This window comes from Mesorhizobium sp. M0047 (genome assembly GCF_040323315.1).
In the GTDB taxonomy this organism is placed as follows: Bacteria; Pseudomonadota; Alphaproteobacteria; order Rhizobiales; family Rhizobiaceae; genus Mesorhizobium.
Genome location: NZ_JAMYUW010000018.1, coordinates 15,698 through 42,536 on the forward strand (window position 1 = coordinate 15,698; position 26,839 = coordinate 42,536).

Annotated in this window: 26 protein-coding genes and 5 pseudogenes; 16 read left to right on the plus strand and 15 right to left on the minus strand. The window is 60.4% G+C overall.

Features of this window, described 5'->3' with window-relative positions:
• Positions 1-21 precede the first annotated feature (21 nt).
• The 3 genes and pseudogenes from NKJ89_RS18505 to NKJ89_RS18515 all read right to left on the minus strand — a co-directional run bounded on the left by NKJ89_RS18505 (position 22) and on the right by NKJ89_RS18515 (position 1,661).
• Positions 22-267 carry a type II toxin-antitoxin system TacA family antitoxin gene (locus tag NKJ89_RS18505; protein ID WP_352604670.1) on the minus strand — a complete coding sequence of 82 codons (246 nt, stop codon included), beginning with the start codon at positions 265-267 and terminating at the stop codon, positions 22-24.
• Between the two features lie 254 nt (positions 268-521).
• Positions 522-1,016: pseudogene (locus tag NKJ89_RS18510) on the minus strand (DUF7146 domain-containing protein); the annotation flags it as partial.
• A 12-nt stretch (positions 1,017-1,028) separates the two neighbouring features.
• Positions 1,029-1,661: a hypothetical protein gene (locus NKJ89_RS18515; protein ID WP_502904140.1), complete on the minus strand. Its 633-nt coding sequence runs from the start codon at positions 1,659-1,661 to the stop codon at positions 1,029-1,031.
• Positions 1,662-1,846: 185 nt separating this feature from the next.
• Here NKJ89_RS18515 and NKJ89_RS18520 point away from each other — a divergent pair, with 185 nt between their 5' ends.
• Positions 1,847-3,040 carry a DUF1173 domain-containing protein gene (locus NKJ89_RS18520; RefSeq protein ID WP_352604529.1) on the plus strand — a complete coding sequence of 398 codons (1,194 nt, stop codon included), beginning with the start codon at positions 1,847-1,849 and terminating at the stop codon, positions 3,038-3,040.
• A 288-nt stretch (positions 3,041-3,328) separates the two neighbouring features.
• Here NKJ89_RS18520 and NKJ89_RS18525 read toward each other — a convergent pair whose 3' ends face one another.
• Positions 3,329-3,682, minus strand: a complete 354-nt coding sequence (locus tag NKJ89_RS18525) for a hypothetical protein (protein ID WP_352604531.1) — start codon at positions 3,680-3,682, stop codon at positions 3,329-3,331.
• 77 nt (positions 3,683-3,759) lie between these two features.
• On the opposite strand from NKJ89_RS18525, the gene NKJ89_RS18530 reads away from it, so the two are divergent.
• Entirely contained in the window at positions 3,760-3,975 is a 216-nt protein-coding gene (locus tag NKJ89_RS18530) for a KTSC domain-containing protein (protein WP_023761794.1), read from the plus strand.
• A gap of 3 nt (positions 3,976-3,978) precedes the next feature.
• On the opposite strand, the gene NKJ89_RS18535 is transcribed toward NKJ89_RS18530, so the two are convergent.
• The 5 genes from NKJ89_RS18535 to NKJ89_RS18555 form a co-directional block, all read right to left on the minus strand.
• Entirely contained in the window at positions 3,979-4,161 is a 183-nt protein-coding gene (locus NKJ89_RS18535; RefSeq protein ID WP_023761793.1) for a hypothetical protein, read from the minus strand.
• A complete protein-coding gene (locus tag NKJ89_RS18540) occupies positions 4,158-4,343 on the minus strand; it encodes a DUF3606 domain-containing protein (RefSeq protein ID WP_023761792.1) in 186 nt (61 codons plus the stop codon). Before NKJ89_RS18540 ends, NKJ89_RS18535 begins: the two co-directional genes overlap by 4 nt.
• A 324-nt stretch (positions 4,344-4,667) precedes the next feature.
• Positions 4,668-5,237, minus strand: coding sequence for a helix-turn-helix domain-containing protein (locus tag NKJ89_RS18545; protein WP_352604533.1), 570 nt, complete (start codon positions 5,235-5,237; stop codon positions 4,668-4,670).
• 9 nt (positions 5,238-5,246) lie between these two features.
• A complete protein-coding gene (locus NKJ89_RS18550; protein WP_352604535.1) occupies positions 5,247-5,618 on the minus strand; it encodes a hypothetical protein in 372 nt (123 codons plus the stop codon).
• A 46-nt stretch (positions 5,619-5,664) separates the two neighbouring features.
• Entirely contained in the window at positions 5,665-5,877 is a 213-nt protein-coding gene (locus NKJ89_RS18555; protein ID WP_352486273.1) for a hypothetical protein, read from the minus strand.
• A 50-nt stretch (positions 5,878-5,927) separates the two neighbouring features.
• Here NKJ89_RS18555 and NKJ89_RS18560 point away from each other — a divergent pair, with 50 nt between their 5' ends.
• Positions 5,928-6,386: a DUF1173 family protein gene (locus tag NKJ89_RS18560; RefSeq protein ID WP_084025635.1), complete on the plus strand. Its 459-nt coding sequence runs from the start codon at positions 5,928-5,930 to the stop codon at positions 6,384-6,386.
• A 364-nt stretch (positions 6,387-6,750) separates the two neighbouring features.
• Here NKJ89_RS18560 and NKJ89_RS18565 read toward each other — a convergent pair whose 3' ends face one another.
• The gene (locus tag NKJ89_RS18565; RefSeq protein WP_352604537.1) at positions 6,751-8,901 is read right to left on the minus strand and encodes a ParB/RepB/Spo0J family partition protein; all 2,151 of its coding nucleotides are present in this window, start codon (positions 8,899-8,901) and stop codon (positions 6,751-6,753) included.
• Between the two features lie 363 nt (positions 8,902-9,264).
• Positions 9,265-9,603: pseudogene (locus tag NKJ89_RS18570) on the minus strand (hypothetical protein); the annotation flags it as partial.
• A 944-nt stretch (positions 9,604-10,547) separates the two neighbouring features.
• On the opposite strand from NKJ89_RS18570, the gene NKJ89_RS18580 reads away from it, so the two are divergent.
• The 9 genes and pseudogenes from NKJ89_RS18580 to NKJ89_RS18620 all read left to right on the plus strand — a co-directional run bounded on the left by NKJ89_RS18580 (position 10,548) and on the right by NKJ89_RS18620 (position 21,281).
• A complete protein-coding gene (locus tag NKJ89_RS18580) occupies positions 10,548-11,630 on the plus strand; it encodes an ABC transporter ATP-binding protein (RefSeq protein WP_352604539.1) in 1,083 nt (360 codons plus the stop codon).
• 36 nt (positions 11,631-11,666) lie between these two features.
• Complete coding sequence (locus tag NKJ89_RS18585; RefSeq protein WP_352486269.1) at positions 11,667-12,992, plus strand: ABC transporter substrate-binding protein; 1,326 nt, start codon at positions 11,667-11,669, stop codon at positions 12,990-12,992.
• 93 nt (positions 12,993-13,085) lie between these two features.
• Complete coding sequence (locus NKJ89_RS18590; protein ID WP_023761783.1) at positions 13,086-14,024, plus strand: carbohydrate ABC transporter permease; 939 nt, start codon at positions 13,086-13,088, stop codon at positions 14,022-14,024.
• A 1-nt stretch (position 14,025) separates the two neighbouring features.
• Positions 14,026-14,919: a carbohydrate ABC transporter permease gene (locus NKJ89_RS18595; RefSeq protein ID WP_023761782.1), complete on the plus strand. Its 894-nt coding sequence runs from the start codon at positions 14,026-14,028 to the stop codon at positions 14,917-14,919.
• Between the two features lie 379 nt (positions 14,920-15,298).
• Positions 15,299-16,471 carry an MFS transporter gene (locus NKJ89_RS18600; protein WP_352604541.1) on the plus strand — a complete coding sequence of 391 codons (1,173 nt, stop codon included), beginning with the start codon at positions 15,299-15,301 and terminating at the stop codon, positions 16,469-16,471.
• Between the two features lie 137 nt (positions 16,472-16,608).
• Positions 16,609-16,815: pseudogene (locus NKJ89_RS18605) on the plus strand (ABC transporter ATP-binding protein); the annotation flags it as partial.
• Between the two features lie 338 nt (positions 16,816-17,153).
• Positions 17,154-17,903, plus strand: coding sequence for an SDR family oxidoreductase (locus NKJ89_RS18610; protein WP_352604543.1), 750 nt, complete (start codon positions 17,154-17,156; stop codon positions 17,901-17,903).
• A 2,724-nt stretch (positions 17,904-20,627) separates the two neighbouring features.
• On the plus strand, positions 20,628-20,870 hold the full coding sequence (locus NKJ89_RS18615; RefSeq protein WP_352604545.1) for a DUF982 domain-containing protein: 243 nt from the start codon (positions 20,628-20,630) through the stop codon (positions 20,868-20,870).
• A gap of 192 nt (positions 20,871-21,062) precedes the next feature.
• On the plus strand, positions 21,063-21,281 hold the full coding sequence (locus NKJ89_RS18620) for a hypothetical protein (protein ID WP_352486264.1): 219 nt from the start codon (positions 21,063-21,065) through the stop codon (positions 21,279-21,281).
• A gap of 252 nt (positions 21,282-21,533) precedes the next feature.
• Here the strand turns inward: NKJ89_RS18620 and NKJ89_RS18625 are convergent, their stop codons facing one another.
• Both NKJ89_RS18625 and NKJ89_RS18630 read right to left on the minus strand, forming a co-directional pair.
• Positions 21,534-21,923 (minus strand): hypothetical protein, encoded by a 390-nt coding sequence (locus NKJ89_RS18625; protein WP_352604547.1) that lies wholly within the window; start codon positions 21,921-21,923, stop codon positions 21,534-21,536.
• A 288-nt stretch (positions 21,924-22,211) separates the two neighbouring features.
• Positions 22,212-22,511, minus strand: a complete 300-nt coding sequence (locus NKJ89_RS18630) for a DUF1236 domain-containing protein (RefSeq protein ID WP_352604549.1) — start codon at positions 22,509-22,511, stop codon at positions 22,212-22,214.
• A gap of 604 nt (positions 22,512-23,115) precedes the next feature.
• Between NKJ89_RS18630 and NKJ89_RS18635 the strand changes: the two are divergent.
• From NKJ89_RS18635 to NKJ89_RS18645, 3 genes and pseudogenes are all read left to right on the plus strand, one after another.
• Positions 23,116-23,307: pseudogene (locus tag NKJ89_RS18635) on the plus strand (Arm DNA-binding domain-containing protein); the annotation flags it as partial.
• A gap of 173 nt (positions 23,308-23,480) precedes the next feature.
• Entirely contained in the window at positions 23,481-23,681 is a 201-nt protein-coding gene (locus NKJ89_RS18640; RefSeq protein ID WP_023761775.1) for a hypothetical protein, read from the plus strand.
• Between the two features lie 102 nt (positions 23,682-23,783).
• Positions 23,784-24,209: pseudogene (locus NKJ89_RS18645) on the plus strand (DUF899 family protein); the annotation flags it as partial.
• Between the two features lie 134 nt (positions 24,210-24,343).
• On the opposite strand, the gene NKJ89_RS18650 reads toward NKJ89_RS18645, so the two are convergent.
• Entirely contained in the window at positions 24,344-24,643 is a 300-nt protein-coding gene (locus tag NKJ89_RS18650; protein WP_352604551.1) for a hypothetical protein, read from the minus strand.
• A gap of 621 nt (positions 24,644-25,264) precedes the next feature.
• Positions 25,265-25,858 carry a hypothetical protein gene (locus NKJ89_RS18655; RefSeq protein ID WP_352604553.1) on the minus strand — a complete coding sequence of 198 codons (594 nt, stop codon included), beginning with the start codon at positions 25,856-25,858 and terminating at the stop codon, positions 25,265-25,267.
• A gap of 464 nt (positions 25,859-26,322) precedes the next feature.
• On the opposite strand from NKJ89_RS18655, the gene NKJ89_RS18660 reads away from it, so the two are divergent.
• Entirely contained in the window at positions 26,323-26,820 is a 498-nt protein-coding gene (locus tag NKJ89_RS18660) for a Csu type fimbrial protein (RefSeq protein ID WP_352604555.1), read from the plus strand.
• The last annotated feature ends 19 nt before the right edge of the window (positions 26,821-26,839 follow it).

Genomic DNA, 26,839 nt, shown 5'->3' on the forward strand with positions numbered 1-26,839 from the left:
TTCGATGCCTGAAAGCGCCACCTAGCGGTCCCAGGGCGGGGACCGACGCAGCCGCTCGGCCGCCTTCGGCGGGGGCGCGGCGGCGGGGGCTGAGATCGCCTGCATGAAGGCGTCATAGGCTTGCGGGGACACGCGGATGACGGTTTCGTTGAGGATGACGGCCTGAGCCTCGTGGAGTGCTGCGCGCCGCATGAACTCCGTGCGCGACAGGCCGAGCAGCTCAGCACCGCAGTCGATGATGGTGAGATCATCGCTACGAAACCGCATCGACACGGATATCTTCCTATTTGCGGCGGCGGCCATGGTGCGTTCCTGTGCTGGAATTGAATACGTCGGCGCAAAGCAGCATGACACCGGATTTGCGCGACGAAGCCATTCCTGTTCCTGCGACCGGCGTACAGGCATGGCGAACTGATCCGAGGTATGCTCCCTGCCGCAAAAAGGGAACGTCAATACAGACGGCTGACGCGGCGGCCCTCGCTGCGCGCTTCGATAAAGGCGCCTGCGATCTTCATCATGAACCTGTAGTAGCAGCCGGGATGGAAGCGCAGCGCGGGCTCATGCGCGGAAAGCAGGATGCCGCGGCCGGCGAGGTATCGTTCGGCCAACGTGCCGGCGATCGGCTGCGACATGGCGAACAGGCGACGCGCGGCGTCAGGCGAGCCGGGTGCCGCGGCAGGCTGGCGTTGCGCGCCAGGAGCTTGGGGCGGTAGCGGCGGCATAGAGAGAAAGCGACGCGCTTCATCCGCGATGTCACGGAAGTCGACGAGGCCGCAACTTTCACGGATGACATCGAGCAGATCGCCAAATTCAGATGTCGCCTCGTCGACCCACCTACCCGCCGGGCCCTTGGCGTTTGCCCTCAGCCGCACATGCATTGAGCGACCGCGCGTGTTGCGGACATCGCCGACGATCCAGTGATTGCCGGAGCGATGGCCGTTGGAGAGATATTCGCGGCACACTGCCTCGGCGTGTTCGCCAAGGCGGCGCGCCAGCTCGGAGGCCGAGCCGGTCATGATCGCCTTCCCTCAAAGCGCGAGATGATCGTCGATATGGGCGGCGTCGTAGCGCGAGACGGGGAACCGGGGAAACAGCAGGCCGAGGAGATCGGCCCGCGTCGCGGCAAGCTCGTTGAGTGTGATCGAGGCGCGCGCGATCTCGGCATGGACGGCGAGCAGACCGGTGCCGGCCGAGGGTTCGAGAACGAGGTCGCAAGATGCGATCGACGCTGCGCGCGCCGTGATGAAGGCCAGCGGCAAGGGCGTAGAGAGCTGCTGCATGGCCTGGCTCTCTTCGGAGCGTCGCGTATGGGTGGGAAGAAGTTCGGCGATGCGCTTCATCATCGCCAGCGTTGCACGCGGCGTGGTCGACCGGGACAGGATCGCAGGGCCGAACCGGCGCAGAAACAGCACCTGGGCGGTTTCGAGCGCCTCATAGGCGTCTTTCCAGACCCAGAACCCTTGCGCATCGCTGCCGCCAAAACTTGTCGTCATGGCGGTGCGCAATGCGGCGGTGGTGACAGGCTTGCCGTGTTCGAGGAAGGGCAAAAGCCGCATTGCCGCCTGATAGATCGCCTGAGCGTTGTTGATGCGGGCGTGCGTCGGCGCGCAGACGGAAGCGCCGATACGTGCGACGGTTGAGGTGGTCGAAGCAATGTTCATGAAAATGTCCTTCGCGAGAGGGGAGTGGCGCGCGCGCCGGCACTCTCTGTGCGCCAGCCGGGCCGCACTCCTCCCGGCTCCTTTCTGCCTCTGGCGCCGATGCACCAAACGGGTTGCACTCTGCGCAAAGCCATGACTTGAATGCGCGCACAGGGATGCGGCGACGACCTGGAGCTGCGGAGGTGATGCGACGGTTCAGAATTGGCAGTGAGGTCTACGAGGAGGGAGCACCTGACCTGCAGGCGGCGCTGGCGAACGCCTATGCCCGCACCGAGCGTCCGCTATGCCTGTGCCGCGAGCCGGGCTGCCCGATGTACATCGCCCGCATCGGCGGCCTTCACCTGATCAAGCGCATGCCGCTCAGCGGCGGCGGGCATGATCCATCCTGCGATTCATACGAATCGCCTTACGAGATGTCCGGTCTGGGCGCCTTGATGGGCAGCGCGATACAGCTCGATCCGCAAAGCGGCATAGCGGCCCTCAAACTGGACTTCAGCCTGTCGAAGACAGGGAGCCGCGCAGCATCCGTGCCTGCAGGGCAAAGTTCCGCCAGCGCAACCGCCGATCCCAGGAGGATGTCGCTGCGTGGCCTCCTTCATTATCTCTGGCACGAGGCCGAATTGACGGTCTGGACATCCCGATGGGCCGGCAAGCGACATTGGTGGAATGTCCGCTGGCATCTGCTCGAGGCTGCCGGGCAAATGACGGTGAGGGGCGGACCCCTCGCGGATATCCTGTTCGTGCCCGAGCCGTTTCGCGCCGAGAACAGGCAAGCGATCGAACATCGTCGCAATGCGGCTCTCGGCATGGCGCTCCCGACGAAATCCGGCCCACGAAAGTTACTGGTTCTGGTCGGCGAGGTGAAAGAGATTGTTTCTGCCCGCTCCGGTCAGAAACTTGTCATCAGACATTTGCCCGGCTTTCCCTTTTACATCGACAATGCATTGGATCGGCGTTTGCAGATACGTTTCGAGAAAGAATTGTCACTGTGGGGAGCGGATTCCAGTTCACATTTGATGGCGATCGCGACGTTTGGACTGAACGCGGCCGGCCTCGCCATTGTCGAGGAGGTCGCGTTGATGGTGGTGTCCGAGAACTGGATTCCTTACGAGACGATCCCGGAGAAAAGGCTCGTCGACGCGCTCGCCCGCCTTCGCGAGAAAAGCGTGAAGGGATTGCGCTACGACCTGCAAACCGACCAGCCGATCGCCAACGCACTGCTCCAGAACAGGGACGAGCCGATAGCGCTCTTTGTCGTTCCGGCCGGAGCGCACGAGACCTTCGAAGCGTCGCTTGAGGAAATGATGGCCGCGCGACCTGAGATCGGCTCCTGGGTGTGGCGGGTCGGCGAAGGCGACATGCCGCCGCTACCGGTTTGAGCGTGGGACGGAATGTCCCAATCCGAATGCCGAGCTTTGCCGCTTGGGCTTCGCCTGCTGTTCCGCGTAGGCGCCGTGGCTATAGCGTGCCAATCGAGTGACTGGCCATGCTGGACCATCCATGCCGCCCGCTGGCCCCGTCTGCGCGCCGGGACTCTCCGACTAAACGGCAATAGTGAGGCCGGGTTACGAACGTGCACTGCATGGGTATCGAGGCGGAACGCGTCGACCGCTCCTACCGATCGCCGGCCGCACGGCTATTCTCAATTCCTAGGCGCCATGGCAGTATTACCTGCTCTCCGGCGCATCGATGCCGTTGAAGCGGATGCGCTGCCCGTGGACGTCGATCGAGCCGCCGTCGACGACGGAGGCGATGCCAATGATCGGTTCCGGCTTCGCCCGATCAAGTTCGACACGTTGAACTCGGGCAGGCTGTCGCCGTTCTGCATGGCCGCTTGAAGGGCCAGCGCGCCGGCTGCGGCGATGGTCACGAGGATCAGCCGCGGCGGCACGCTCACCCATCGTTGGGTGCACGAAGCGCTTGGCACTTGTGCGGTTGCGCCACTTGTCGAACGGGTGTCGTGCCGTGATCTGTGCAAGCCCTTCTGCCGGGGGAGAATGCGCCCAAACGCTGTAGTCCAAACAACGCGCCGAGGAACGTTAATGCAATCGCGAAGTTGATGCACAGGCGCGTGGTTTCGTAAAAAGAGCAAGGGTCTATGCCCTCCACCTCGATAAGCAAAACAGACTATGATCCGGAGAGCCGTGTCTTGTCCGTGTGGTTTGTCGCCAGTGGCAAGCGCTACGAGTTTGAAGGTGTGCCGCCGGAGACTTTTGCGGCGTTCCGGGCAGCCTTCGCCAAGGGCCGCTTTTTCAACGACCACATTCGAAATCACTTCCGGTATCGTCGAATTTCAGGCGACGACGAGCGCTGACCGCTAGGCGTCTGGATCGAGCGGCTTGTGCCACGGCTGCTCGTGCCAGAGCACTTGTCGGAGGTCGCGCCGGTCGACCGCCTGGCCACACACCGGGCACGTGTGGAAATGGTCGCGCTCGTCGGCTGGCTCTTTCCCATGCCGACTGCCGATGATCGGCGGCCCCAAATCGGAAAGCTTCGTCACCCTCGCAGCTTCCTGGCCTCATGCGCCAAGGTTTTGCGGTCGTTGCCATGCTCGCCGATCAGTTCCCGAACCTGTTCGGGCGTAATTCGGTGCTGCTTGGCGAAGTAGCGGACCTCATAATCCTCGTCCGCGGACACGCGATCGCGGTCCCGGAAATCTCGCTTGTATTTGTGGTCGCCCATCGCTGTTCCTCCTGGTGAGGAAAACAGCGACGCGGCAGGAATGTTCCGCATTGCTTTTTCAGCAAGTGCTAACGGAACGCTTATGGCTGTGCGATATCAGCAAATTGTTGGCTGGAGTGCTTGTACGTGCCTAACTCCGCTGGCGGCGTCCGGTTGTCCTTCATTCGTCCGATTGAGCCGGAGCTGGTCGAGCAGCCAAGGGCGATGGCTGGGGCCACGAAGTTCGACGGCCACCGGACCCAGGCCATCAAAGATGTTGACGGCAAGACCCGGCATTGACTGAACGTCGAAATATCGGCCGCCCGATGACAAGCCTTGTACTTTTCAACGTCGTGGCAAAGGATCAAGCAAATCGGTAGGGCTCGTTCCCCTTCCGCCCTTGTGGTTGTTGCGCTCGACAGCTTCTGCCGAATGCGGCCCAACGTCCTTCAACCGATTACCTCGAACAGCATCTTCCGAGAGATTGGCCAGCGATCGCCCTTCAGCGGTGAAGATCACACCTGCAGCTTCCAAAGCTCGTCGAATGCGAGCGAGGTTGCCGGCACGTGGAACCCTGTTGCCATTCTCAAACTCGCGGATCGTGTCTTCGCTAACATCGGACCTGCCGGCTAGTCGCGCACGAGACCAGTTCAAGAGGGCCCGTGCTGCTCGCGACTGCTCTGATGTAAGGATTTGCACAACGACCCTTCCCGCCACTGACCTCCCGCAGAACAGCGTAACGGGCCGAAGGTTCCGACAAATTTCATCAACTGCTAATGCAACGGAAAACTGTCCTCGCCGATGAAGCAAATGAGCAAATCCGAGAGCTCTATCGCGTTTGGAGGTAGCCATGCCGTCGGTGAGATTGCGACTTAAGTCCTGTGCTGAACGGCAAAAGTCCCAAGCGCGAAACATCAGGGTCGGTCACTCATTGAATGCCTGCCGGCGAACATGAGTCCCTTCATCGTCGGTTGTTGAGCGCCCGTCATTGTATGTCCCCGAGTGGCGGGTGCTCTCATTGGAGGTCGGATGCTGCCTGGTGAGATCATCGCGAACACGTTTGCAACGCTTCTCCTGATCTGCGTTGTTACCGTTGTGCTCTTCCTTTTCGGAAAACCACTGTGGCCTGAACAACAGGTCCGGATGGTGATAATCGTGCCGGTTGACAGGACGACCACGACGGCGATTGAGAACACCCGGGTTCAGCTGCCTCGCAATTTCGATCTGAGCAAAGCGATGCCGAAACCAGAGCCGCCTCTTGGTTTCGCAGATCGTTAGGCTCGTCGCAACGCGCATGCCGCGGACGCATTGCCAGTCACAGCGGCGGGGGCGCTTCTGGCCATTAGGTCCGGTTGGGATAGGCGCGTTTCGCCTGTGCGCTCTTGCAGAGCTGATCCAATTTGTCGCGGATCCGATCGTTATCAAGCAATAGCTTGGCGCGTGGGAATCCTCTTTTGCGAAGCTCCCATTCGATGACCTGCCACCCTTCGTAGTCGCCAGATTCCGCAAGTTTCCCGGCCTCGCGCCACATGCGCACGTCACGCTCTCGGGACATGACTTTTCTCCCATCCTCTTGCGCCGAGCATACTGCTGATCGGAGCCAATATGCGAAATGCCTATCGCGTTCCGTCAAGGCAGCCGGATCCCGAGGGCCGACCGCTGCCTGCGCGGGTTGCTTGGTTGGCCCGTCAGCCGAGTGAGACGGTGCCGGAAAAGAGGTTCGTTGACGCGCTCGCCCGCCTTCGCGGGAAGACCGTGAAGGGATTGCGATATGACCTGCAGACGGACCAGCCGATCGCCAACGCTCTGCTCCAGAACAGCGACGAGCCGATAGCGCTCTTTGTCGTCCCGGCCGGTGCGGACGAAGCGTTGGAGGTTTCGTTGCAGGATATGATCGCGAACCGACCGGAGATGGGTGAGTGGACCTGGCGGATCGGTGAGGAGGAGATCTCAGCCCTTCCATGGCTGTGCGGCATCTCAAATTTCCATCAATGTCGTGAATCGATTGCCGGCAATCGATTCAGACAATGCATTGGACAAGGACGCTGCTGTCTTGGACCATGACGCTATGGTGAGGGGTGACCAGCGATCGTCCTTTTCGGTGAGCATGCTGCGGGTTTGCGAAGATCCGCGGCGTAAGCACAGTCGGCGGCTGATCGTTGTAAACATTGAACTCGGTATGCCATTCGACCTGTCCGAATCCAGCGTTGCATCGGCGAGCGAAACTCTGGAGAGTTGGCTTTCTCATCGGCGTCCGCCGGGGCGTCACCCCGGTCGATGGTTCATTTGACCAACTTCTGTTCCAGTCGAACATGTCGATCTCCGTGAAAGGAGGGCCCGGGCGCGCTATGGCGGTCCCGGGCTTGAGAGTGAGTTACAGCCGGAAAGGCCCGGCGGAATGCCGGGCCCGGTGCGAGCGTGAAGCCGATTATTCGGCGGTCTGGAGGTGGTCGGCCTTGTCGCCGTCGATGGTCACCGGCTCATCGCGGGACGGATCCGCATCGTCGGCGAGGAAGGCCGGCAGCTCGGTGGCATCGCCGTCGAGAGCTGACTCGTGCGACATGTCGCCGGCGACCGCATCGCCAGAATCGGTAGCAATCTCATCGACCTCAACGCGCAGCGGCTCTGGAAGCCAGTTGGACCCTTCGAGAAAACGGGCGGCCTCACGCGCCATGCTGTCCTTCTTCATGTGGTCGATCAGCTGCGCAGATTCTATGCCACGAGCTTCACTGACAGCCTGTAGAATCCGCGCTTTGGTGAGCCTCCCGAGGAACTCGACCGAAGGCGTCCAGCCGGCGTTGACCATGTCGAACTGGAGCGAGCGGCCAAGCATGTCTGCATGCTGGAGCGCCTTCGCTCGCCTGTTCCAGGGTTCGACCACCGCATTGAGGGTTAGCGAGACGCAGTGCGCCAACAGCGCCTTGCGGCTTGCTTCGTCGAGGCCGAGAAGGAAGTCCCACAGGCCTTCTGCCTCATCGGGCAAATCGCGATCCCACGCTTCGTGCCGCTCGGCGATCTCCTTGGCCCAGGGCGTCTCAGCAAGACCCTCGACCTGACTGAAGCTGCCGCTCTTCAGGCTGATCTCAAGGCAGGTGTCCGGCGCGAAGCGATAGAAGACCTGCAGGACGAAGGCGTGGAGTGCGGCGACGAAGGCCATGTCGACGTCACCGGCGAGTGCGTTGCGCAGTGCCAGCGTCCGCTGCGCGGTCAGGTCGAAGACGAGTCGATCAGGCAGCGGCTTGATGCCATCGTCCTCGCTGTCGTCACTAGCGCTGTCGTTCACTCGATTGCCGTTGACGACAACACCATCGCCACAGTCGTCGCCACTGGATCGGGTTCCGCCGTCGGCGCGTCCTTCCTCGCCCTCATCGACGTCGCCGGTTTCGGTCCGCGGCTCGTCCTCCGATCGCACGAAACCGGCATCGACTTGAAGCTGACCATTCGCAGCGAGGGTCACGAACACACCGGCAATGGCCTTGTGGCCGGGATCGTAGCTTTGGGGACGATCATCGATCGCATCGAGCTCGGCACCCAGCTGGTCGAGCTTCGCCTCGATCGCTTCGTCGGCATCGTCGGCCTTGGCATAGTCCGCATCCAGCTTGTCGTATTCGGCCTTCAGCGCATCGTAGCGTTCGATCTCCCCGGCGCTGAGTTCCTCCGCCTCGGCATAGATGCGCCGCATGCCGGAGGTATGGCCGTAGGGAAAGCTGATCGCCGCCTCGACCCATTTCCACCCTTTGGCGCGGATCGCCTCAGCATCCATCTTCAGCTTGTCGAAGACGAGCTGCTCGAGGAGCGCCGCATCCTGGAACCAGCCGCCGGAATCCTGCTCGAAGAGATCGCGCAGGATGACGCCGCCGGCCGCCTCATAGGCCCCGGCACCGACATAGACGGCCCGGCGATCATCGGCCCGGACCGTCGTCTCCGTCAGCAGGCGTCTGATGTAGTACGGCTCCTGCATGTGCGAGCTGGCAATTCGCTCCCAGACCTGCTCCTGGCGCGCGTGATCGTCCGAGATCGAGAAGGCCATGATCTGTTCAAGCCGGATTTCGTCCTTATCGTAGAGGTCGAGCAGCTTGGGTGAGACCGATGCCAGCCGCAAGCGCTGCGTCACCGTGGCTGGCGACAAGAAGAAGCGCGCGGCGATCTCTTCCGGATCGAGGCCCTGATCGCTGAGTGTCTTGAACGCGCGAAACTGGTCGAGCGGATGAAGGTCTGCACGACGCAGGTTCTCTGCAAGCGAGTCTTCTTCGGCCGACGTCTCGTGCCTGCGGTTGACGATGCACGGGATCAGCTCATTCTTGGCCAGGCGCTTCTGCTTGATGAGGATACCGAGCGCGAGATAGCGCCGGCCGCCGGCGGGCACTTCGAACGTGCCGGTCTCCTCGCCCTCGCCGTCGAGCACGGGCCGAACGTTCAGGCTCTGGATCAGCTTCCGCCGTCCAATGTCTTCGGCCAGTTGCTCGATCGACACGCCGTCCTTGATGCGCCGAACATTCTTCTGCGACAGCATTAGCTTGTCATAGGGAATATTCTCGGCGGCGTTCATCGCGATCTTCTGAATGGCGTTCTTTGCCATGGTCTGGTTCTCCGTGACGGGCGGCCCGGGGCCTCTCCCTGAACCTCCAAACCCGTCTAGAAACTCCCTCCCTCCCTCCTCTGTCTCCAGGCCTCACGCCGCCGCCGGCCGCCTGCCGCCTGCCGCCTGCCGCAGATTTTGATGGGTCGAAATGATAATGCCCGCCATGGTTTTGGCTTGCTGATCTCTTCGCGACGACGACGCCGAGGGCCCCAGGGTGTTGGCGTGGTCCATCTCCCGGCACATGACCGTCCGGAAAGAAAAGGCGCCGTCTTCGTGCTTTTGAGGACGGAGCTGGGATTAATGGACATGACAGATGTGCGGCCGACGCGCGGAGGTCCTCCACGCCAGGCGTCGGAAGGATCACGCAGCGAAATCGAGAAGCTTCTTGGCCTTGCCCGCCATCTCCAAACGATCAACCTGATACGACTTGTCGCGCGCGACCCGCGTGATGCCCTGTACGAAGTCGAAAATTGATTTCGGCGGCCAGCCTTCCTCAAGCAGCATAGTATCGATGATTCTTGCTGTGTCGGATTTGGAGAAGCAGCGCTTGCGCAGGAAGCTCTGGCGATCTTCATCATGCCGAGCGACGATCCGTTGCCGCGCCGTCTTGATGCCGTTGACGAACGGCCTAGGCGAGGAATCGGCAAACTGGATCAGCGCCAGTCCAGCTTCCAGAGCGAAACGGGAGGCTACGTACCTCAGTCGCTGCGTAGGATTTGATTTTCGCTTCTAACGCCGCTGCAACGAAGGCTCGTTTCGCTACCGGCGTCTGGGCTTCACCACGCAGGACCTGAAGACAAACATCCATAGCCAGTTTTGCGTTTCGCCAGACTCCAGCGAAATAGAACCAGTCACCGTCGGCGAGCGAGAAGCTATAGGCCTTGCCCCCGCTTTGGAGCCTGAACTCGGATGCCGGAACGAGGCAACGACGACTGGGAAACGTCTGACCGCGCAACGCGCCGTCGATACCAGCAGGGTCTCCTTAATGATCGCGCGAGCAGATGAAGACGCTGGATATCGAGAACGGACGCCTCGAGTTGCGGGCGGTACAATCCGAACTTCGACATCTCCAGCGACACCACGACTCTCTACGCATCTGATCGCGATGATTTTGTGTTCCTCGTCGACGATCTGAACCCGATGGAGCCCTTTTTGAAACGACACCTACCGCCGGCTCTTGCGTGAAAGAGTACCCCTCAGCGAAGGCGCTGGCAAATGGTGGCGCCCCCTCAATCGAAGCGGCTGAGTAGGATTGACAGGCTCCCGTTTTACGCCCGTGCTTTTCGTGGAGCGCTTATAGAAACGCCTGAATGTCAGCAGGAAATATCCAACTGCAATACAATAAGCGTGAGGACAGCCCGAGCGAGCGCCAGCCAAATGGAACCAGACGCCGTTGGCATAGGTGTCCCGCGCCCTTCGGCCGCGGGTTTACGGCATAGACCCGTCGTTCTGCGGTTGTGCATGGCCGCTTTACAGGTGGAATTGGTAGCGCTACGGTTTCAAGGTCGCGTGACCCAGGGGGATCTGGGGCAGACGTCGCCGACGCCAGTGGTGGATTGCCGCACTGCCGGCATCCGTTTCAAACCACGCCTGGTAGAAACGGCTCCCCGTGACATTCGCAGGGGACCATCGGGAGGAGTTCGATGGCGTCTGTCGCGATTGGCGATGTCTACAAATCGTTCGGGGCCACCGAGGTCCTGCATGGTGTCAGCGTCGATATAGAAGACGGCGAGTTCGTCACGCTGGTCGGACCGTCCGGCTGCGGGAAATCGACACTTCTGCGGATGATTGCCGGCCTGGAAAAGATTTCGCGCGGCCATATCTCGATCGGCAGCCGGATCGTCAATGACGTTGCTCCGAAGGAACGCGACGTGGCCATGGTCTTCCAGAATTACGCGCTCTATCCGCATATGACGGTTGCGGAGAACATGGCGTTCTCGCTTATGCTCAAGGGTGTTCCGAAGACGCATAGCGATGCAGGTGTCAAGCGGGCAGCCGAGATCCTCGGGCTGGTTGCTCTGCTGTCGCGCTATCCGCGGCAGCTTTCAGGCGGCCAACGTCAACGCGTCGCCATGGGCCGCGCGATCGTGCGCGATCCGCAGGTGTTCCTGTTTGATGAGCCGCTCAGCAATCTTGATGCCAAGCTCAGGGTGCAGATGCGCGCCGAGATCAAAGAGTTGCACCAACGGCTGAAGACCACGACCGTGTATGTCACGCACGACCAGATCGAGGCCATGACCATGGCCGACAAGATCGTGGTCATGCATGACGGTATCGTCGAGCAGATCGGGCCGCCGCTGGAACTCTACGACCGGCCGAACAACCTGTTCGTCGCAAGCTTCATCGGTTCTCCCGCCATGAACATGCTCAAGGGAACTATCCTGACCGAAGGCACGCCGCGCTTCCAGGGCGAGGGAGGGATTTCGGTGCCTTTGTCCGGGCTGTCCTCCATCGGCAATGGCGAGCCCGTCGTGCTGGGGATACGGCCCGAGCATTTGCGGCTGGACGACAATGGCATTCCGATCACCGTGGTGGTCATCGAGCCGACCGGCTCGGAAGTACAGATCATCGGCCGGACGGCGGGAGGCGAGGACGTCGTGGCCAATTTCCGGGAACGCCATTCCTTCGCGCCGGGAGAAACCATCCGGTTGTCGGTCGAGCCTGGTCTCGTTCATCTCTTTCACGGCGAAACCGGCAAGCGCATCGATCAGCCCCCGCAGCGGTAAGCGACACGCAACGAGGAAAGACAGGAGGAAACGAGCATGAAATTCACCAGACGCGACGTGATCCGCACGACCGCCGGCGCCGCCGCTGGCGCCTTGGGGAGTCGGTTCGTCGGCTCCCCGGCCTTCGCCCAGGAGGGCTTGAAGTACAAACCAGAGGACGGCGCGAAGCTCAGGCTGCTGCGCTGGTCGCCTTTCGTGCAGGGCGACGAGGACCAGTGGCTGAAAAACACCAAACGGTTTACCGAAGTGACGGGGGTGGAGGTCCGCGTCGACAAGGAGAGCTGGGAAGACATTCGCCCCAAGGCTGCGGTCGCCGCCAATGTCGGCTCCGGTCCGGACGTGATGTTTGTCTGGTTCGACGATCCGCACCAGTACCCCGACAAGCTGCTCGACGTGACGGAACTGGGCGATTATCTCGGCAAGAAATATGGCGGCTGGTACGATGGGCCGAAACAGTATGCAGCGCACGAGGGCAAGTTCATCGGCCTGCCTCTGGCCACCATCGGCAACGCCATCGTCTACCGGGAAAGCTGGGTGAAGGAGGCCGGTTTCGCGGAGTTTCCGAAGGACACGGCCGGCTTCCTCGAGCTGTGCAAGGCACTCAAGGCCAAAGGCCATCCGGCCGGCTTCACCCACGGCCATGGCGTCGGCGACGGCAACAACTACGCGCACTGGCTGCTGTGGAGCCATGGCGGCCAGATGGTTGACGAGAAAGGCAAGGTCACGATCAACAGCCCCGAGACGCTCAAGGCGATCCAATATGCGCAGGAGCTTTACAAGACCTTCATTCCCGGGACCGAGAGCTGGCTCGACGTCAACAACAACCGCGCCTTCCTGGCCGGCGAAGTGAGCGTCATCGCCAACGGGATTTCCGTCTACAACACCGCCAAGGTCAACAAAGACAAGGATCCGAAGCTGACCGAGATCGCCAAGGACATGCGCACAACCAACATGCCGATCGGTCCGGTCGGGAAATCCGTCGAGCTGTTCCAGGTGACCACGGCCGTCATTTTCAACTACACGCCCTACCCCAACGCGGCGAAGGCCTATCTGCAGTTCATGTTCGAGGATCCGCAAATGTCGGACTGGATCACCTCCTCGGCGTGCTACTGTTGCCAGACGCTCAAAGCCTTCGCCAACAATCCCGTCTGGAAGGCCGATCCGAACAATGCGGCTTACGCGAAAGCCTCGGAAACGCTGCGTCCCAACGGCTATGCCGGGCCGCTCGGCTACGCCTCGGCCGCCACCATGGCCGACTATGTTCTGGTCGACATGTTCGCCAAGGCCGTGACTGGCCAGGCCACACCGCAGGAAGCGATGGAAGAGGCGGAAAAGCGCGCCAACCGCTACTATCGCGTTTGACCACAGCTGAGCCGGGCGGCCGACCGCGCTGCCCGGCTCGGTTTCGGCGGCGGCTTGCACCGCCATGCAACCAGACTTCACGAGGAGCCACCCATGGCCGTGAATTCCGCTGCGGTTCGGCCGCGCCCGTCGATCCTGTCGCGTCTGGCCGAAAGCCGCAATGTCCTCGGCTTCGGCTTCATGCTGCCGGCGGCGGCGTTGCTGCTGGTTTTCCTGACCTACCCGCTCGGGCTCGGCGTCTGGCTCGGTTTCACCGATGCGCGCATCGGCCGCCCCGGCATCTTCATAGGCATCGAGAATTATGAATATCTGTGGAGCGACAGCGTCTTTTGGCTCTCGGTCTTCAACACGCTGCTCTACACGGTCAGCGCCTCGATCCTGAAGTTCGTGCTCGGGCTCTGGCTGGCGCTCATCCTCAACCAGAACCTTCCCTTCAAGTCGTTCTTTCGCGCGGTGGTGCTGCTGCCCTGGGTGGTGCCGACGGTGCTTTCGGCGATCGCCTTCTGGTGGATCTACGATTCGCAGTTCTCGATCCTGTCCTGGGCGCTGCAGCAGATGGGACTGATCGACCATCGCATCAACTTCCTCGGCGACCCGACCAATGCCCGCGCCTCGGTCATAGCCGCCAATGTCTGGCGCGGCATTCCATTCGTCGCAATCACTCTGCTCGCCGGCCTGCAGACCATCCCGCAATCGCTCTATGAGGCCGCCACCCTCGACGGCGCCAGCCGCTGGCAATTGTTCCGCCACGTGACCCTGCCGCTGCTGACGCCGATCATCGCCATCACTATGACTTTCTCAGTATTGTTCACCTTCACCGATTTCCAACTGATCTATGTGCTCACTCGTGGCGGCCCGGTAAATGCTACCCATCTGATGGCGACATTATCCTTCCAGCGCGGCATTGCCGGAGGCCAGCTCGGCGAAGGCGCGGCAATCGCCGTCGCCATGATCCCCTTCCTGCTGGCGGCGATCCTGTTCAGCTATTTCGGCTTGCAACGGCGCAGATGGCAGCAAGGCGGCGGAGACTGACATGGCCGCGATCAAGCAAGCCGAGCGCATTGACACCGACGAAGGCGGCATGGGCTACCTGCAAAGCCTGCCGCGCCGGGTGGTGACGGTCTATCTGCCGCTACTGGTGTTCATGATCGTGCTCCTGTTCCCCTTCTACTGGATGACGATCACGGCGATTAAGCCGAATGCCGAGATGACCGACTATGCGAACCACAATCCGTTCTGGGTGGTTCATCCGACATTGCAGCACATACGCTATCTGCTGTTCGAGACCTCCTATCCTGGCTGGCTGCTCAACACGATCATCATCTCGACCGCCGCCACTTTCCTGTCGCTGTTGGCAGCGGTGCTGGCGGCTTATGCGATCGAACGCCTGAGATTTTCGGGCGCGCGCCAGGTCGGCCTCGCAGTGTTCCTGGCCTATCTTGTACCGCCTTCGATCCTATTCATCCCGTTGTCGCTGATGGTGTTCAACCTCGGCCTATATGACACACCGTTCGCGTTGATCCTCACCTACCCCACCTTCCTCGTCCCGTTCTGCACCTGGCTGCTGATGGGCTATTTCCGCTCGATCCCGTTCGAACTGGAAGAATGCGCTCTGATCGACGGCGCGAGCCGCTGGCAGATCCTCACCAAGATCGTGCTGCCGCTGTCAGTACCCGGCCTGATTTCGGCCGGCATCTTCGCCTTCACGCTATCCTGGAACGAGTTTATTTACGCGCTGACCTTCATTCAATCGTCGGAAAAGAAGACGGTACCGGTCGGCGTGCTCACCGAGCTGGTTCGTTCCGACGTCTATGAGTGGGGCGCGCTGATGGCAGGTGCGCTGATCGGCTCGCTGCCAGTGGTGGTGCTCTATTCATTCTTTGTCGAGTACTACGTTTCCTCAATGACGGGCGCGGTAAAGGAATAACGTCGTGCGACCGACAGCGCTCGCGAAGACGATGATCCCATCGTCGCCCGGGCAACAACGCCGATGCCCCTGCCAAATTGCAATCGTCACCTCCTACCTCTACCCCAAGCAGGAATGCGTCGAGGCGATGGTGCTGGAGACCGCCCTCCTCATTTCCGGCTGCCATTTGGGCGATGTCGGCGCACGGCATGGAGGCGAGCTAAGAGAGAGCGTGGTGGGGCGGCGGCGGCAAGCAGCGTGGGCGCGGCAATACGCTTGTCGCGGGTGATGATCGCGGATCGGATCATCAACGCCGAGGTCCCCATTCGCACAGGAAGCATCATTCTGCAGATCCCAAATCCCCCTGTAACGCGATGCGCGTTCGTGGCAGAACTTTGGCATGGCACGCCTTCGCCCGCTGCTGGCGTTTTTAGCGCTCTATGCTGCAATGTATGCTGCATTCGGGACAGCGTCCCCGTTCTGGCCACGGTATTTTGAGGCGCGCGGTCTAACACCTGAAGAGCTGGGCGTTCTGTTCGGGCTAGGCAACGCAGCCCGGCTGATTGCCGGACCGCTCGCCAATCGAATAGCAGACCTTCTCGGCGCCCTCCGCATCACCCTGGCGGTCTGCATCGGGATCGCGGTGGCGGCGACGCTTGGGCTGGCCGCCGTGCAAGGCCTCTTCCTTCTGTTGGTCGTCTATCTGGCCCAGTCAGCCGGGCTGGCACCGATCACGACCCTCGCCGACGCCCTTGCGGCGCGCGCATCGGTGCGCGAGCCGGTTTTTGAATATGGTTGGGTGCGGGGTGCGGCATCAGCAGCCTTTGTTGCTGGCACTCTCGTGGCAGGCCAGGTGCTCGGAGTTTTGGAACTGGGTGCGATCATATGGATGTACGCCGCGCTGCTCGCCGGCGCGTTGGCTGCCGCCGCGCTGGTGCCGGAATCAGACACCGGCGCCGAGCGGGCAGCGGACCCTGTCGGGCAAAGCGCAATCGGCGGGCTGCGCGAGCTGCTCGGTCTTGCGATTTTCCGGCGCATCGTCGTGATTGCGGCGCTGATCTATGGCAGCCATGCCATGCATGACACCTTCTCGGTCATCCGCTGGACAGCGGCCGGGGTCGGTACGGCGGCGAGCAGCATACTTTGGTCGGAAGCCGTCGCAGCGGAGGTGGTGGTGTTCGTTGTGGTCGGGCCGATCCTGCTGCGCCGGCTTGGGGTGGCCGGGGCCGCTGCTCTGGCCGTGGTGGCCGGAATTCTTCGCTGGGTCGTGGAAGCAGAAACGGCGACGATTTGGATGCTTGCGCTCGTGCAACCGCTTCACGGCATTACGTTCGCCCTGCTGCATCTTGCCTGTATGCGTGTTATCGCCAGCAGCGTGCCCGCACATCTTGCCGCCACTGCGCAGGCCGTTTACGCGATCGGCCCGGGGCTGGCCACCGCGGGTCTCGTCTGGGTCTCAGGTCAGCTTTACGGAGCCTATGGCCCGCCCGGGTTCCTCATGATGGCGGCACTCTGTGTGCTGTCCCTTCCGCTGGTGACTCGACTTCGTGAAAGACCCCCAACATCGGATTGACACGTATGGGACGATGGTCGCGACGCCCGGCCTGTTCCACGCCTTCGGCTTCAGCGGACACCGGCTCTTGGTCGGTTCAACCTTAAGCCCGTGCGCCAGTCGGGTTGGCATCTCAGTTATCCCCTCGCGCTTTATCGGAAGCCGCCGACAGTGGCCGTGTCGCGATCGACAGCAAGCCGATCGATGGTGTCGGCGCCGAGCGGGCGGTGATCTTCCAGGAACCGCGTCTGTTGCCTTGGCTGACCGTACTCGGCAACGTCGGCTTCGGTCTCGAGGTGCGGGGCGTCGCGAAACTGGATGCCGAGGAGAAGGCCCGCTTCTACATCGCGCTCGTCGGTCTCGCCTAATTCGCCGACGCCTTTCCCCGGCAGCTTTCCGGCGGCATGGCCCAGCGCGTCGGCGCCCACGCCTCGTCGCGGCTACGCAGCGCTGCTCGCCGCCTATCAGACTCTGGTTCGAAGTGGGAAGCCCATAAGACGCTCTTCAGAATTGGCACCGTCCAGCGATATTGCACGGACGTCCGGCTCGTCATGACAGCTGGAATGTTGTCACTCATCTCGTTGGGTCCCGCGATTTTTTATTTGGCCAAGGATGGCTGCTGTCCTGTTGAACGCGTAATGCTGAACGCGACTGTAGTTTAGAAGCCCCCCGGGTGGGGGGCGACCGTATGAGGAACTCCGTCATGCCCAGACTGCGGAACAAAGCTACGCTGATCACCGGCGGCACCAGCGGCATCGGGCTCGCAACAGCACGCCGCTTTCTCGAGGAGGGTGCTCGCGTTGCGATCACCGGCACCAACGAGGGCCGTCTGGACGAAGCCCGCAAGACTCTCGGCGACAATGTGCTCATCATCGCTGCCGATGCGGGCAGCGTTGCCGCCCAGGATGATATCGCCCGACAGCTGGGAGCGGCATTCGGCAAGCTCGATGCTGTCTTCGTCAACGCTGGCATCGTTGACTTGCGTCCGCTTGCCGACTGGAGCGAGGCGGCCTTTGACCGGAGCGTTGCCATCGATCTGAAAGGACCTTACTTCCTGGTCAAGGCCTTGGTCCCGCTCTTTTCGAATCCGGCATCAATCATTCTCAGCGGCTCCGTCAACGCACACATGGGAATGGCTGGAACGCACGTCTATTCGTTGGCAAAAGCCGGAATGATTTCGTTGGCGCGAACGCTCTCCGGTGAGCTGATAGGGCGCGGCATCCGCGCCAATGTGATCAGCCCGGGCCCGATAGACACGCCGCTCAACGACAAGCTTGGTCTCGGTCCCGCGGAAACGAAGGCGCGGGCGAACGCTGTCGTCGGGATGGTCCCGGCCGGCCGTTTTGGGACGGCCGAGGAAATTGCCAATGCGGTGGTGTTTCTGGCATCCGACGAATGCCGCTTCATGGTCGGTTCTGAAATGCTAATCGATGGCGGCATGAGCATCATGTGAGAACTCGGCCGAGCGATGGATCTCGAACTGCGGCTCACGCCAACGCGGCAGTGGCGAGAGGGCGCCAAGGCAGAGCACGGCTTCTCGAATGCCCGGCCTTTCTGGCCTGCCGATCGATCCTGCCGGGCAAATCCGAGATGGGGTCGAGACGCGACCTTCGCGCCAACACTGGCGGAGTCCGCAAGTGGCACCACCATGACCTCCAACACGCTCGCCTGCGACGTCAGCGTTCAGGAACGGCAAAGCGGATCTACACGGCCGAGATTGGGCGTTGCGATCATTGGCAACGCCGAGAACGAGACCCAAAGGGTCAAAGAAGGCTACTCAAGAAGAATTCGCTGAGGCCCGAAGCCCCTCTATCTTGACGCGCATAGTCGACGTGCATTCATTTCAGGCGCGGCGGCAGCCGATGGTTAAACGTCAGGCTCGAACTTGCGTCACCAGCTTCATGAAAGCCCCGATCGGGCGAACCCCCTCACGCGCGTTAAGACATGTTGCGAAGGATTCGGTGAATGGTTTGTGGTCCGCGATAGACAATAGCGTCAGACGGTGGTCGAACTGGAACTCGGTCTTTGACACAATGCCGGCGTTCTGTGGCTCTTCCGCCGTATTATTGCTGGTGAGATTCGACCAGCCGTTTCAGCCACATAAACGCGCGAGCAAGGCTTAGCGAAGTGACGCTGGACAGCGGCGGATGCGGTTTTCCGACGATTGCTCGAGCCGCCCCCGTGCTCCGTACCTGACGATGCCGAGCGAGCCGCTGTTCGCGGAGCCCTCTGCACGATCCCGCCCGGTAACAAACACCTCACGCCGGCTGTGCGGGGCGGGATCGTGAACCCCCGCTGGTCGAAGGCCTTATCATATTGTTCAACACCGTCGAGAACCTCAGCGCCTCTCTCGGTGTGAGGCCCAGAAAAACATAGCCGTCGAACTCGGCCACGTTCTCTCGTACGGCATCCCAAACCAGCCATTCTCCGCTGGGGTCGCACAGCGGCTCGTAAGGGCCCCTGCCCATTAGGGTCACTTTACCGATTCTAACCTCCTGGACGCACCTGCAACGCTTCCTCGATCCATAGAGTAGAGCGTGCAGCCATGCAGCGGGCACGGCGTTGTCATCCCCTGGTTTGGGGTGCGAGGACACGCTAGGCCGCCAGCAATAACGGGGCTTCGCCGTTTTTCCCCTCTGGCATCCCTCGCGCCCGATTAACATTACAATTATCTAATACAATAATCTTGCGCCGCCACCAAGTCAAACCTCGAGGCCACCTCGAGTTTTGTCGTAGGGTGCGACTGCGTTTTGTTGTCTGGCTGCTTGAGCCGCCTTTCGCGACCGCTGGTCCACGGAGTCGCGTTGCGCGATTATTCACAGCGCGGCAGCGTGCTGAGTTCTGTAAAAGCAGCCGCAACGACAGCGAGACCAGTTCGGTCTCTTCGCGAAGCAGCTTCTGTTCGTTCGGCGCGGCTTCGCAAGAGGTTCCGCATCTCCCATGGTTTCAAGCGATTCGACGGCCGCCGATCTCCACCTGCCCGCGGGCAAGCGCACGATCGACGCCTGATTTCAACGATCGGCTTCAAGGCTTTGCCCAGGCTTGGCGGAGGTCGACCTGTCGATCGATGATGTCGAGACCACGCCTGGAGATCCTTCCGCCGTTCGATTGAGTTCCGCATGCAACGGCAATCCTGACCATGTCCGGTTGGCAGGCAATCGCCGTGCTCGATGAAGCGGTTCGTCGCGGCATAAACATCAGGACTTCAGTCTTAGTTGAGCTATTGCTAATATGCCGATAGCTTAGCAGCGAGGGGGCGAATCCTGGCGCTCGTAGCTCAAACAGAACAGAGTGGAGGCTCGAATGGGCGATGACAAGCTCTGGCATGGTGCCATTCACGACCATCAGGTCGGATATTTCGCTTCAAAGAACGGTTTGACTACGGACCTGGCTTGGGAGTTGATCCTAAAATACGGCAACAACCGAAAGGCCGTGATTAAAGCTGCGCAGGATTTGCTCTGGCAACATGGCCGACCACCCGCATGCTCCCCTGTAGAGCCCCCACCGCCCTTGGCGAAGAGCGTGGGCCGACGAAAGCGGTAGCTTGCAACGCTAGCTGCGAGACTTTGGCGTTTTGAAGACGGCCAAGGACTTCATAGGCAGAATGCGCTGTTCATCCGGTGGAACGGGACAAGTTGTGGCCGTTTGGAGGCTGAAACGCTCTAAAGCAGCCTACCGAGCGCAATGATGGCCTGGAAAAGCCAGTCTGAAAGCTTCCGACTACGCGGTAGCGTCCGACGTCGACCTTGTAACCGGCCCGCTCGTTAGCTTGGGCGTGTGAATTTCCATCGGGGTCATGGCTGTCACTCCTCGACGGGCGCCGGGAGACTCTCTCCCGAACCTCCACCCACTCTTCCTCTCTCGGATCGCGTGCCCCAGAAGCTCCGGCATTGCGGCAGCGGCCACGTCAGGGCTGACAGCCAGGGAAGGCTTGGGCTTCAGGAAGTGCGCCCACGGGACCAAGCGCCGCTTCACCTTCCGGAATCCGCTGTGCCTTCTTGCACAAGAAAACCGGGACCCACCGAGATATGGCGACCCTGCTGAATTGCACAGGCAATTTGTGTTGAGATTGAGCAACTGCAAGTTCTTTCCCGGCCCTAGCCAATACATGTATAAACTGACCCAACGTCATGATACGCGAAGAGCGTGTCACGGTCGGAACTGAGAGAGTGGTTGCATGTCGAGCAGGTTTGTCCGGCCCGTGGTGGTGCAAATTGGCCGACATGACGGTGAGCGCGTCATATTCGATGTGAACGAGGCAGCCACCATCCTGCTGCGGAGTTTCCCTCATCAGACGAAGAAGCGAAAACTGGCTATGGATGCATGTCTTCAGGTTCTGCGTGGTGAAGCCCAGACGCCGGTAGCGAGAGGAGCCTTCGTTGCAGCGGCGTTAGAAGCGAAAATCCTACGCAGCGACTAATAGCCAAATGGATAGCAGGCTCAATGGCTCCCAGAGTGACTGGGGAAGCAAAGCCTCACGCCGTCGCACAGTGATGGCCGGGATTTGTGCAGATGAAGCAGAGCGCCGCCATGGGAAACAACCCGACGTTCATCTGCCTGACTCGACAACCGTCAGGAAGACGGCAATATATGCGTTGATCGGAGATAGCATATGCGAGATTTGCCGGGCGACATCGATGCGGACGTTGTGATCGAAGTCAGTCGGTTCCTCGATGATGCCGAGGACCTCGCGCCTTTGCCGGTACATGAACTGGTCAAGCGGATTCGTACGACACTGCAGACCCGCCTTTCCGATCAAGCAATCGAAGAACTGGTGGTCGAGATGGCGTCGAAACGTGGTTTGCCTATGGTCTTCGACAAGCCAGCATAGTCAATTCTTCCAGATCACTTGGAAATATCGGCAAAAGCGAGCGGCGAATTGTCATTGCGCTCGAATGACCGGCAAGAATGGCAGGTCGAGAAAACGGCCATGGATCGGTCTTCCGCATGCCAGCTGGCGAAGATAAGCCATGGGCTTGACAGCCCGTCATCATGGTTCCCATTTCACCGGTGAAGCGGCACAACGCGAGACTGCACAATTCTGGCAGCGAGATCGCCCACCAATCAGCGCTGGGCGTAGTCGTCAGTTTGCCCGTTTCTCGCGCGCAAGAAAAAGGCCGGACCAAAGGTCCGGCCAAGTATGAAGGTCAAAGACCTCCAGAGGGGAACGCGCCGGACGATGGGAGGAAACATCCGACGCACCGCGCATGTAGGTCAGCAAAGGTGAGACTTCAACGACAGCCGGTAGGCCACCAGACTTGGTCATCTTGGTGCACTGAAGCTTTGCGTGCCTGATGCGCTTGCCGAAATCACATGGGTGGTTCAGCCAGCCGAGCCCAATAGCGGTCCCGGCAGGACGATTAGCTTCGCTGATGTTCGAGCAAGTGAAAGCATCGTTCCAAGTCGCAAGCGACGCCTGGCATCTGAAAGGCAAGAAGATCGGGTAGTCCGACTGACCCGGCTTGTCGGGCATCGCATCTCCTATGCGAGAGCAAAGCCCGCGCCGCTTGCAGGAAGCGCGGGCGATCGGGAGCCCGGTGAAGATCCCGATCTTCAGCAACGATGGGGTTAGCATCGTCTGCCGCAGCACGAATAGTTAGAGATCACTAATGTTTCGTCAAGCCGACTTTGCAGGGGTGTCGAAACACGCCTGCAGCGTGCCTCGTCCTGGCCGAGTGTCAAAGCCCGCAGCCCGCCACCTTAGAAGCGGTGACGGGCCAATCAGGAAGGGTAAGGAGTGCTACGTTGCGCTACGTGTTCGTCAATCGTAGACCTTCACAATTTTTCGGGTTCCCGGATCCACAAGGACGGTTCGGTTGTCGATCACCGCATAGCGATATTTGACATTGGGGATTTCGTGAACCTCGACGGTTTCGGGCAGAGCCGTACCCACATTGAGTTCGACACCGGGAACCTTCACAGAAGCGAGCGGCTGCTTCTTAACATATTCCCTTACGACCGTGTCCTGTTCAGGCGTGATCACAACGTCCTGAGCTGCAACTGCGCCGACGCCGGCAAGCAGCAGAACCGCAGCAGCGGCGATCTTGAAATTGGTTCTCATGTTTCAATGCTCCTATGGAGTGCGTTGCCCCGCCCCGCCGAACTTGATTGAATTCAAAATGTTCCTCCCCTGGACCTTAGTCCACGTAATGACTGGACCTAGGTCTGAGTTGCCACGGCAACGGTTCTGACGTTCTGACCGCCTCGCCCAGTTCGAGGCGTCATTTGTCGCACTGTTGGGAGAAACGTTTGCGCGCTTGTGGAAACGCCAAACAGGCGACTTCATACCTGATGAAATTAGCTAGCTGTGAGCGCCTTTGCCGCTGGAAGCACTAAGAAGGGTCGAAAGCCTCTTAAATATCTCCGCGTTTCAGTCGACCGCAGCCGCCTCCAATTTTCCAGCGCGCAGCAGGTATTGCTAAGCGACGGAGAGAGCGCCCGCCAATGCGGTGGCCAGGGACAGTCCTGTTTTTCGATCAAAACAGATGGTTATGAAGTTTCAACTGTCCAGCGATGTCGATTGAGGTTCAACCAAATCCGTCTACGTTGTGGGGCGAGTTCGAGATCTTCGATAAAGCCCCAGGGCCAGCACCCAGGAAAAGCAACTTAGCGCTCTCCAGCTCAAGCAGAAGCTATCTCCCGGCAGATACACTGATGGAAATGGACTTTATCTGGTTGTTGACCCATCGGGCGCCAAGCGCTGGATACTCTGGGTCGTCGTCCAGGGACGGCGGCGGGACATAGGGCTGGGAGGTGTCTCGCTTGTCGGTTTGGCGGAGGCGCTCGAGGAGGCCAACCACATGCTCTATATGCTCAAGAACAAGAACCTCAGCGACGCGAAAGCCAGGATCACCTGATCCTCGCCACCTGAGTCGCATGGCGGGCAATCAGCGGCTGCAACCAAATCGACTGAAGCTCGTTGTACCTTGTCGAGTTCTGTACGTTTCCGACAAATCTCTTGCGAAGTAGCGTACATTGGGTAAGATGGCCCGCGGACGGCCTCTCGACTAGTCCTGCGATGAGGCGAGCCATGGGCAATAACGATCTGTCCGTCGTCCTGCGCGATGCTAGGTTTCTCCTGCTTCAGATCCGAAGGTCCGTCTCATCGGGCGGTCACATTGAGGCTGTGCCGGAGTTCGACGCGCTGGTTGGCGTGGCAGTTGACGAGGCCACGCGCAAGCTGTCCGCTTTGGATAATGAAAAGCCAAAGCGAGGCGATTTGCCCGACTAGCGAAAACATATCCGGCCGAGCTGTCCGCCGTTGAACTGGCAGCGTATTGTCCCAGCTGATATGGCCGCGAGCGGGAGATAACTGTGGGCGATTGCGAGGGCCGCCAACCAGCATTTGATGCATCACGATGTCTCCCTCGTCGTGTGCTCGCGCGCTCCTCTTACCGAATTGCTGGATTTCAAGGCGCGGATGAATTGGCAGTTCGATTGGGTGTCGTCATTCGGCAGCGATTTCAATTTCGACTTCCAGGTATCGTTCACGGAGGATCAGATCGCCTCGGGGAAGGTGTTGTTCAATTTTGAAGAGGTCGCGATGACAGGGAGAGATCGCGCTGGAGCGACCGTTTTCTGCAAAGATGGCGATGGCGAGATTTATTGCACTTTCCACGTGCGATGACGTGGCGGCGAGAACCTGATCGGTACATACAGCTATATCGACCTGACCCCGTTCGGCCGCAATGAAAACGGGCCGTCCCATACGCTTGGCGATTGGGTCCGTCCTCATGACGAGTATGATGCTCGATGCTAATCCCGGCGGCGGCGCGTGGTCACAATCCTCGCTGAATGAGGGTCTGTAACGACCCTTAACTTGATCCAGCCAATGCCGGCCGAGCTGCTCGCGCGAGAAGTGGAGCACCAGGGCGTCCCTAAAGGGACTCCTTTTCAATTCATCACCCTGGAGAGCACCACCATGCGCAAGCAGATCAACCATGCCCGCTGCCACGCCTCCTTCAGCACTACGCGCTCAAGAATGCCACCAGATCGGCAGCGGCGCGTTCCGCCTTCTCCAAGGCCTTCGTCCACACTGACGCTCCCGATGTCGTCATCAAGGTCGGCAAACTCTACAGCAAGCGCTGCGGCCTCACCGATGGCTTTCCGCGCTTCGCCCAGCGCCTGCTCGACGGCGACATCCACCCGAAGTTCTTCGCCAAGATATACGGGCTGGTGGTCGACGCCGCCCAAGGCGTCTTCTGGTGCGTCATGCAGCGCTATCCGAAGATGCGGTGGCAAGAAGACGCACCATGCACAAGGCCATCACCGGCAGAACCTAGGAGAGAAGATGTTCAAGAATGGTGAACCGGGTGCAGCCCAGGCGGTCCCAGGCACGGTCCATACATTTCACGTCATTCAATCCAGCCTCGGCGTCGGGATCGGTGGATTTATCTCCCATCCTGGGCCCCCGCCGCAGGCGCTCTCTAGATCTCGGCTAACAGCCTGAGGCTACTGCCGCTCAAAACATATATTCAGGCCAATAACGCACCATGACCCACAGCGCCGCCGCGATCAGCGCCATGATTCCAGCGTATTCCAGTACGAGTCGGAGGGAAGGCATTGCCCTTTTTACGCTACCGACATTTGGTTTAGCCAGTCATTTCCGGGCGAGTCTCACCTAGAGTCCAGCAGCACCACAGCGGCCTTAAGCCCAAACCAAAGCCAAAGGTGCGCGGACATTGCCATGCAAGCTAATATGGCAGCAAGCTCGGCCCGCCGTGGCGGGCTTTCTGACTGGCCGGTGTCCAGGAGAGTTTGGCTACAGCAGCCTCACGGCTGGTTCAACACTTCTGCTCCGGTGGCTCCAGCAGCCTAGCGGCGCGCGATCAGCAGACAGAGCTGACGCAGGTCGCGATCATAAGTGCCGGCGCTGCCGAGCACGTCGACGCAGCGCTTCTTCATCCGCGTCAGCTGGCTGCCCGACATGTCGGCGACGACACTGGGCGGGCTGACGGTGCTCGCCTTGGAGGGATTGCTTGGGTTGGACAGACTATTTGGGTTCGTTCCAAGGCTCACTCCTAGACCGGTATTTTTGCCGTCGCCTACGCTCACTTTGGCACCGACGCCGATCCCCCTTGTGTCTCCAACTGTCGCTCCCAGTCCGGCGGTCACGCCGCTCGACCCGACCAATGTTGCGCCAGCGCCAGCATTGATGCCGCTGGAACCGCCGACCGAGGCGCCGAGGCCAGCGTTGACGCCACCGCTGCCGCCGATCGATGCGCCCGCCCCTGCGTTGATACCACTCGAGCCCCCGATGGAGGCACCCGCGCCGGCATCGACACCGCCACTGCCTCCAATAGATGCCGCGGCGCCGACGCTGATTCCGGCGGCATTTGCGGGCATGCTCAAAACTGCAATGATCACACCACTCGCCAATATTTTGGCGGTTCTCTCGAATCTGGCCATGGCACTCTCCTGGTGGTTGCGTACTAACGACAACGAGCAAGCTGCCGGTTGTGCATTCAGTACGCGCCGAGAGGCCTTCCGGTTTCCTAACGATGGATTGTTTCGGGTAACGCAGTTCTTAATCTCTGCACCCAATCCCTCACAATTAATTTCTCTTTTGTTAATATTTTAATCGTGGCTAATGCAGAGATAGCTTAAGTTTCGGCGGAGAGACATTTTCCGGAAATTCGGTTGGTTACCGTGCCATAGATTTGGACGCCGGCCGGTCTGTCATTTGGGTTAGAGGAGGATACACTCCGCCGGAACGTCGGCAGCCATTTAGACCGACTCTTCAATAAGTGGTTGTATTGAACAACCTTTCCGATATGCTTTGTGGCGCTTGGTCATCACGTGGGGGGCACCCGCGACAGGTGAAAGGGGCGTAATGGCATGCGTTAAGGGCACTCTGGAGAAGGGAACCGTGCATGCTTAAGAGATTTCTCGCATCGAGTATTGCGGCGCTTGCCGCAGTCGCGCCGCCGGGTCCGGCGTTCGCCGCGACGGCAACCGGCAACATGACGGTTCGCATCACGATTCAGGCCGAATGCAAAGTTCAGACTGCCAGCGATCTGGATTTCGGCACGAGGGGCGTCATTGATGCGAATGTAGACCAGACCAGCACGGTTGGCGTGCAATGCACGAGCGGCCAGACATACAATGTCGGCATGAGTGCCGGCGGCGGCGCCGGCGCGACGGTTGCCGTTCGCAAGATGACCGGCCCGGCGGCGGCGACTCTTAACTACACGCTCTATCGCGACACCGCCCGCACGCAAATCTGGGGCGTTACGATCGGCGCCGACACGGTCACGGGAACCGGCACCGGCAGTGTCCAGAACCTTACCGTCTATGGGCGGGTGCCGCCGCAGACCACACCGGCAGCCGGCGTTTATACCGACACCGTCGCGATCACCGTTACCTACTGACAACAGCAAAGCGAGAACG

Coding starts and splice junctions, on each gene's coding strand:
- NKJ89_RS18505 (WP_352604670.1), bottom strand. CDS start 267: ATGCGGTTTCGTAGCGATGATCTCACCATCATCGACTGCGGTGCTGAG.
- NKJ89_RS18515 (WP_502904140.1), bottom strand. CDS start 1,661: ATGAACATTGCTTCGACCACCTCAACCGTCGCACGTATCGGCGCTTCC.
- NKJ89_RS18520 (WP_352604529.1), top strand. CDS start 1,847: ATGCGACGGTTCAGAATTGGCAGTGAGGTCTACGAGGAGGGAGCACCT.
- NKJ89_RS18530 (WP_023761794.1), top strand. CDS start 3,760: ATGCCCTCCACCTCGATAAGCAAAACAGACTATGATCCGGAGAGCCGT.
- NKJ89_RS18540 (WP_023761792.1), bottom strand. CDS start 4,343: ATGGGCGACCACAAATACAAGCGAGATTTCCGGGACCGCGATCGCGTG.
- NKJ89_RS18545 (WP_352604533.1), bottom strand. CDS start 5,237: ATGTTTCGCGCTTGGGACTTTTGCCGTTCAGCACAGGACTTAAGTCGC.
- NKJ89_RS18550 (WP_352604535.1), bottom strand. CDS start 5,618: ATGCGCGTTGCGACGAGCCTAACGATCTGCGAAACCAAGAGGCGGCTC.
- NKJ89_RS18555 (WP_352486273.1), bottom strand. CDS start 5,877: ATGTCCCGAGAGCGTGACGTGCGCATGTGGCGCGAGGCCGGGAAACTT.
- NKJ89_RS18560 (WP_084025635.1), top strand. CDS start 5,928: ATGCGAAATGCCTATCGCGTTCCGTCAAGGCAGCCGGATCCCGAGGGC.
- NKJ89_RS18565 (WP_352604537.1), bottom strand. CDS start 8,901: ATGGCAAAGAACGCCATTCAGAAGATCGCGATGAACGCCGCCGAGAAT.
- NKJ89_RS18580 (WP_352604539.1), top strand. CDS start 10,548: ATGGCGTCTGTCGCGATTGGCGATGTCTACAAATCGTTCGGGGCCACC.
- NKJ89_RS18585 (WP_352486269.1), top strand. CDS start 11,667: ATGAAATTCACCAGACGCGACGTGATCCGCACGACCGCCGGCGCCGCC.
- NKJ89_RS18590 (WP_023761783.1), top strand. CDS start 13,086: ATGGCCGTGAATTCCGCTGCGGTTCGGCCGCGCCCGTCGATCCTGTCG.
- NKJ89_RS18595 (WP_023761782.1), top strand. CDS start 14,026: ATGGCCGCGATCAAGCAAGCCGAGCGCATTGACACCGACGAAGGCGGC.
- NKJ89_RS18600 (WP_352604541.1), top strand. CDS start 15,299: ATGGCACGCCTTCGCCCGCTGCTGGCGTTTTTAGCGCTCTATGCTGCA.
- NKJ89_RS18610 (WP_352604543.1), top strand. CDS start 17,154: ATGCCCAGACTGCGGAACAAAGCTACGCTGATCACCGGCGGCACCAGC.
- NKJ89_RS18615 (WP_352604545.1), top strand. CDS start 20,628: ATGTCGAGCAGGTTTGTCCGGCCCGTGGTGGTGCAAATTGGCCGACAT.
- NKJ89_RS18620 (WP_352486264.1), top strand. CDS start 21,063: ATGCGAGATTTGCCGGGCGACATCGATGCGGACGTTGTGATCGAAGTC.
- NKJ89_RS18625 (WP_352604547.1), bottom strand. CDS start 21,923: ATGCCCGACAAGCCGGGTCAGTCGGACTACCCGATCTTCTTGCCTTTC.
- NKJ89_RS18630 (WP_352604549.1), bottom strand. CDS start 22,511: ATGAGAACCAATTTCAAGATCGCCGCTGCTGCGGTTCTGCTGCTTGCC.
- NKJ89_RS18640 (WP_023761775.1), top strand. CDS start 23,481: ATGGGCAATAACGATCTGTCCGTCGTCCTGCGCGATGCTAGGTTTCTC.
- NKJ89_RS18655 (WP_352604553.1), bottom strand. CDS start 25,858: ATGGCCAGATTCGAGAGAACCGCCAAAATATTGGCGAGTGGTGTGATC.
- NKJ89_RS18660 (WP_352604555.1), top strand. CDS start 26,323: ATGCTTAAGAGATTTCTCGCATCGAGTATTGCGGCGCTTGCCGCAGTC.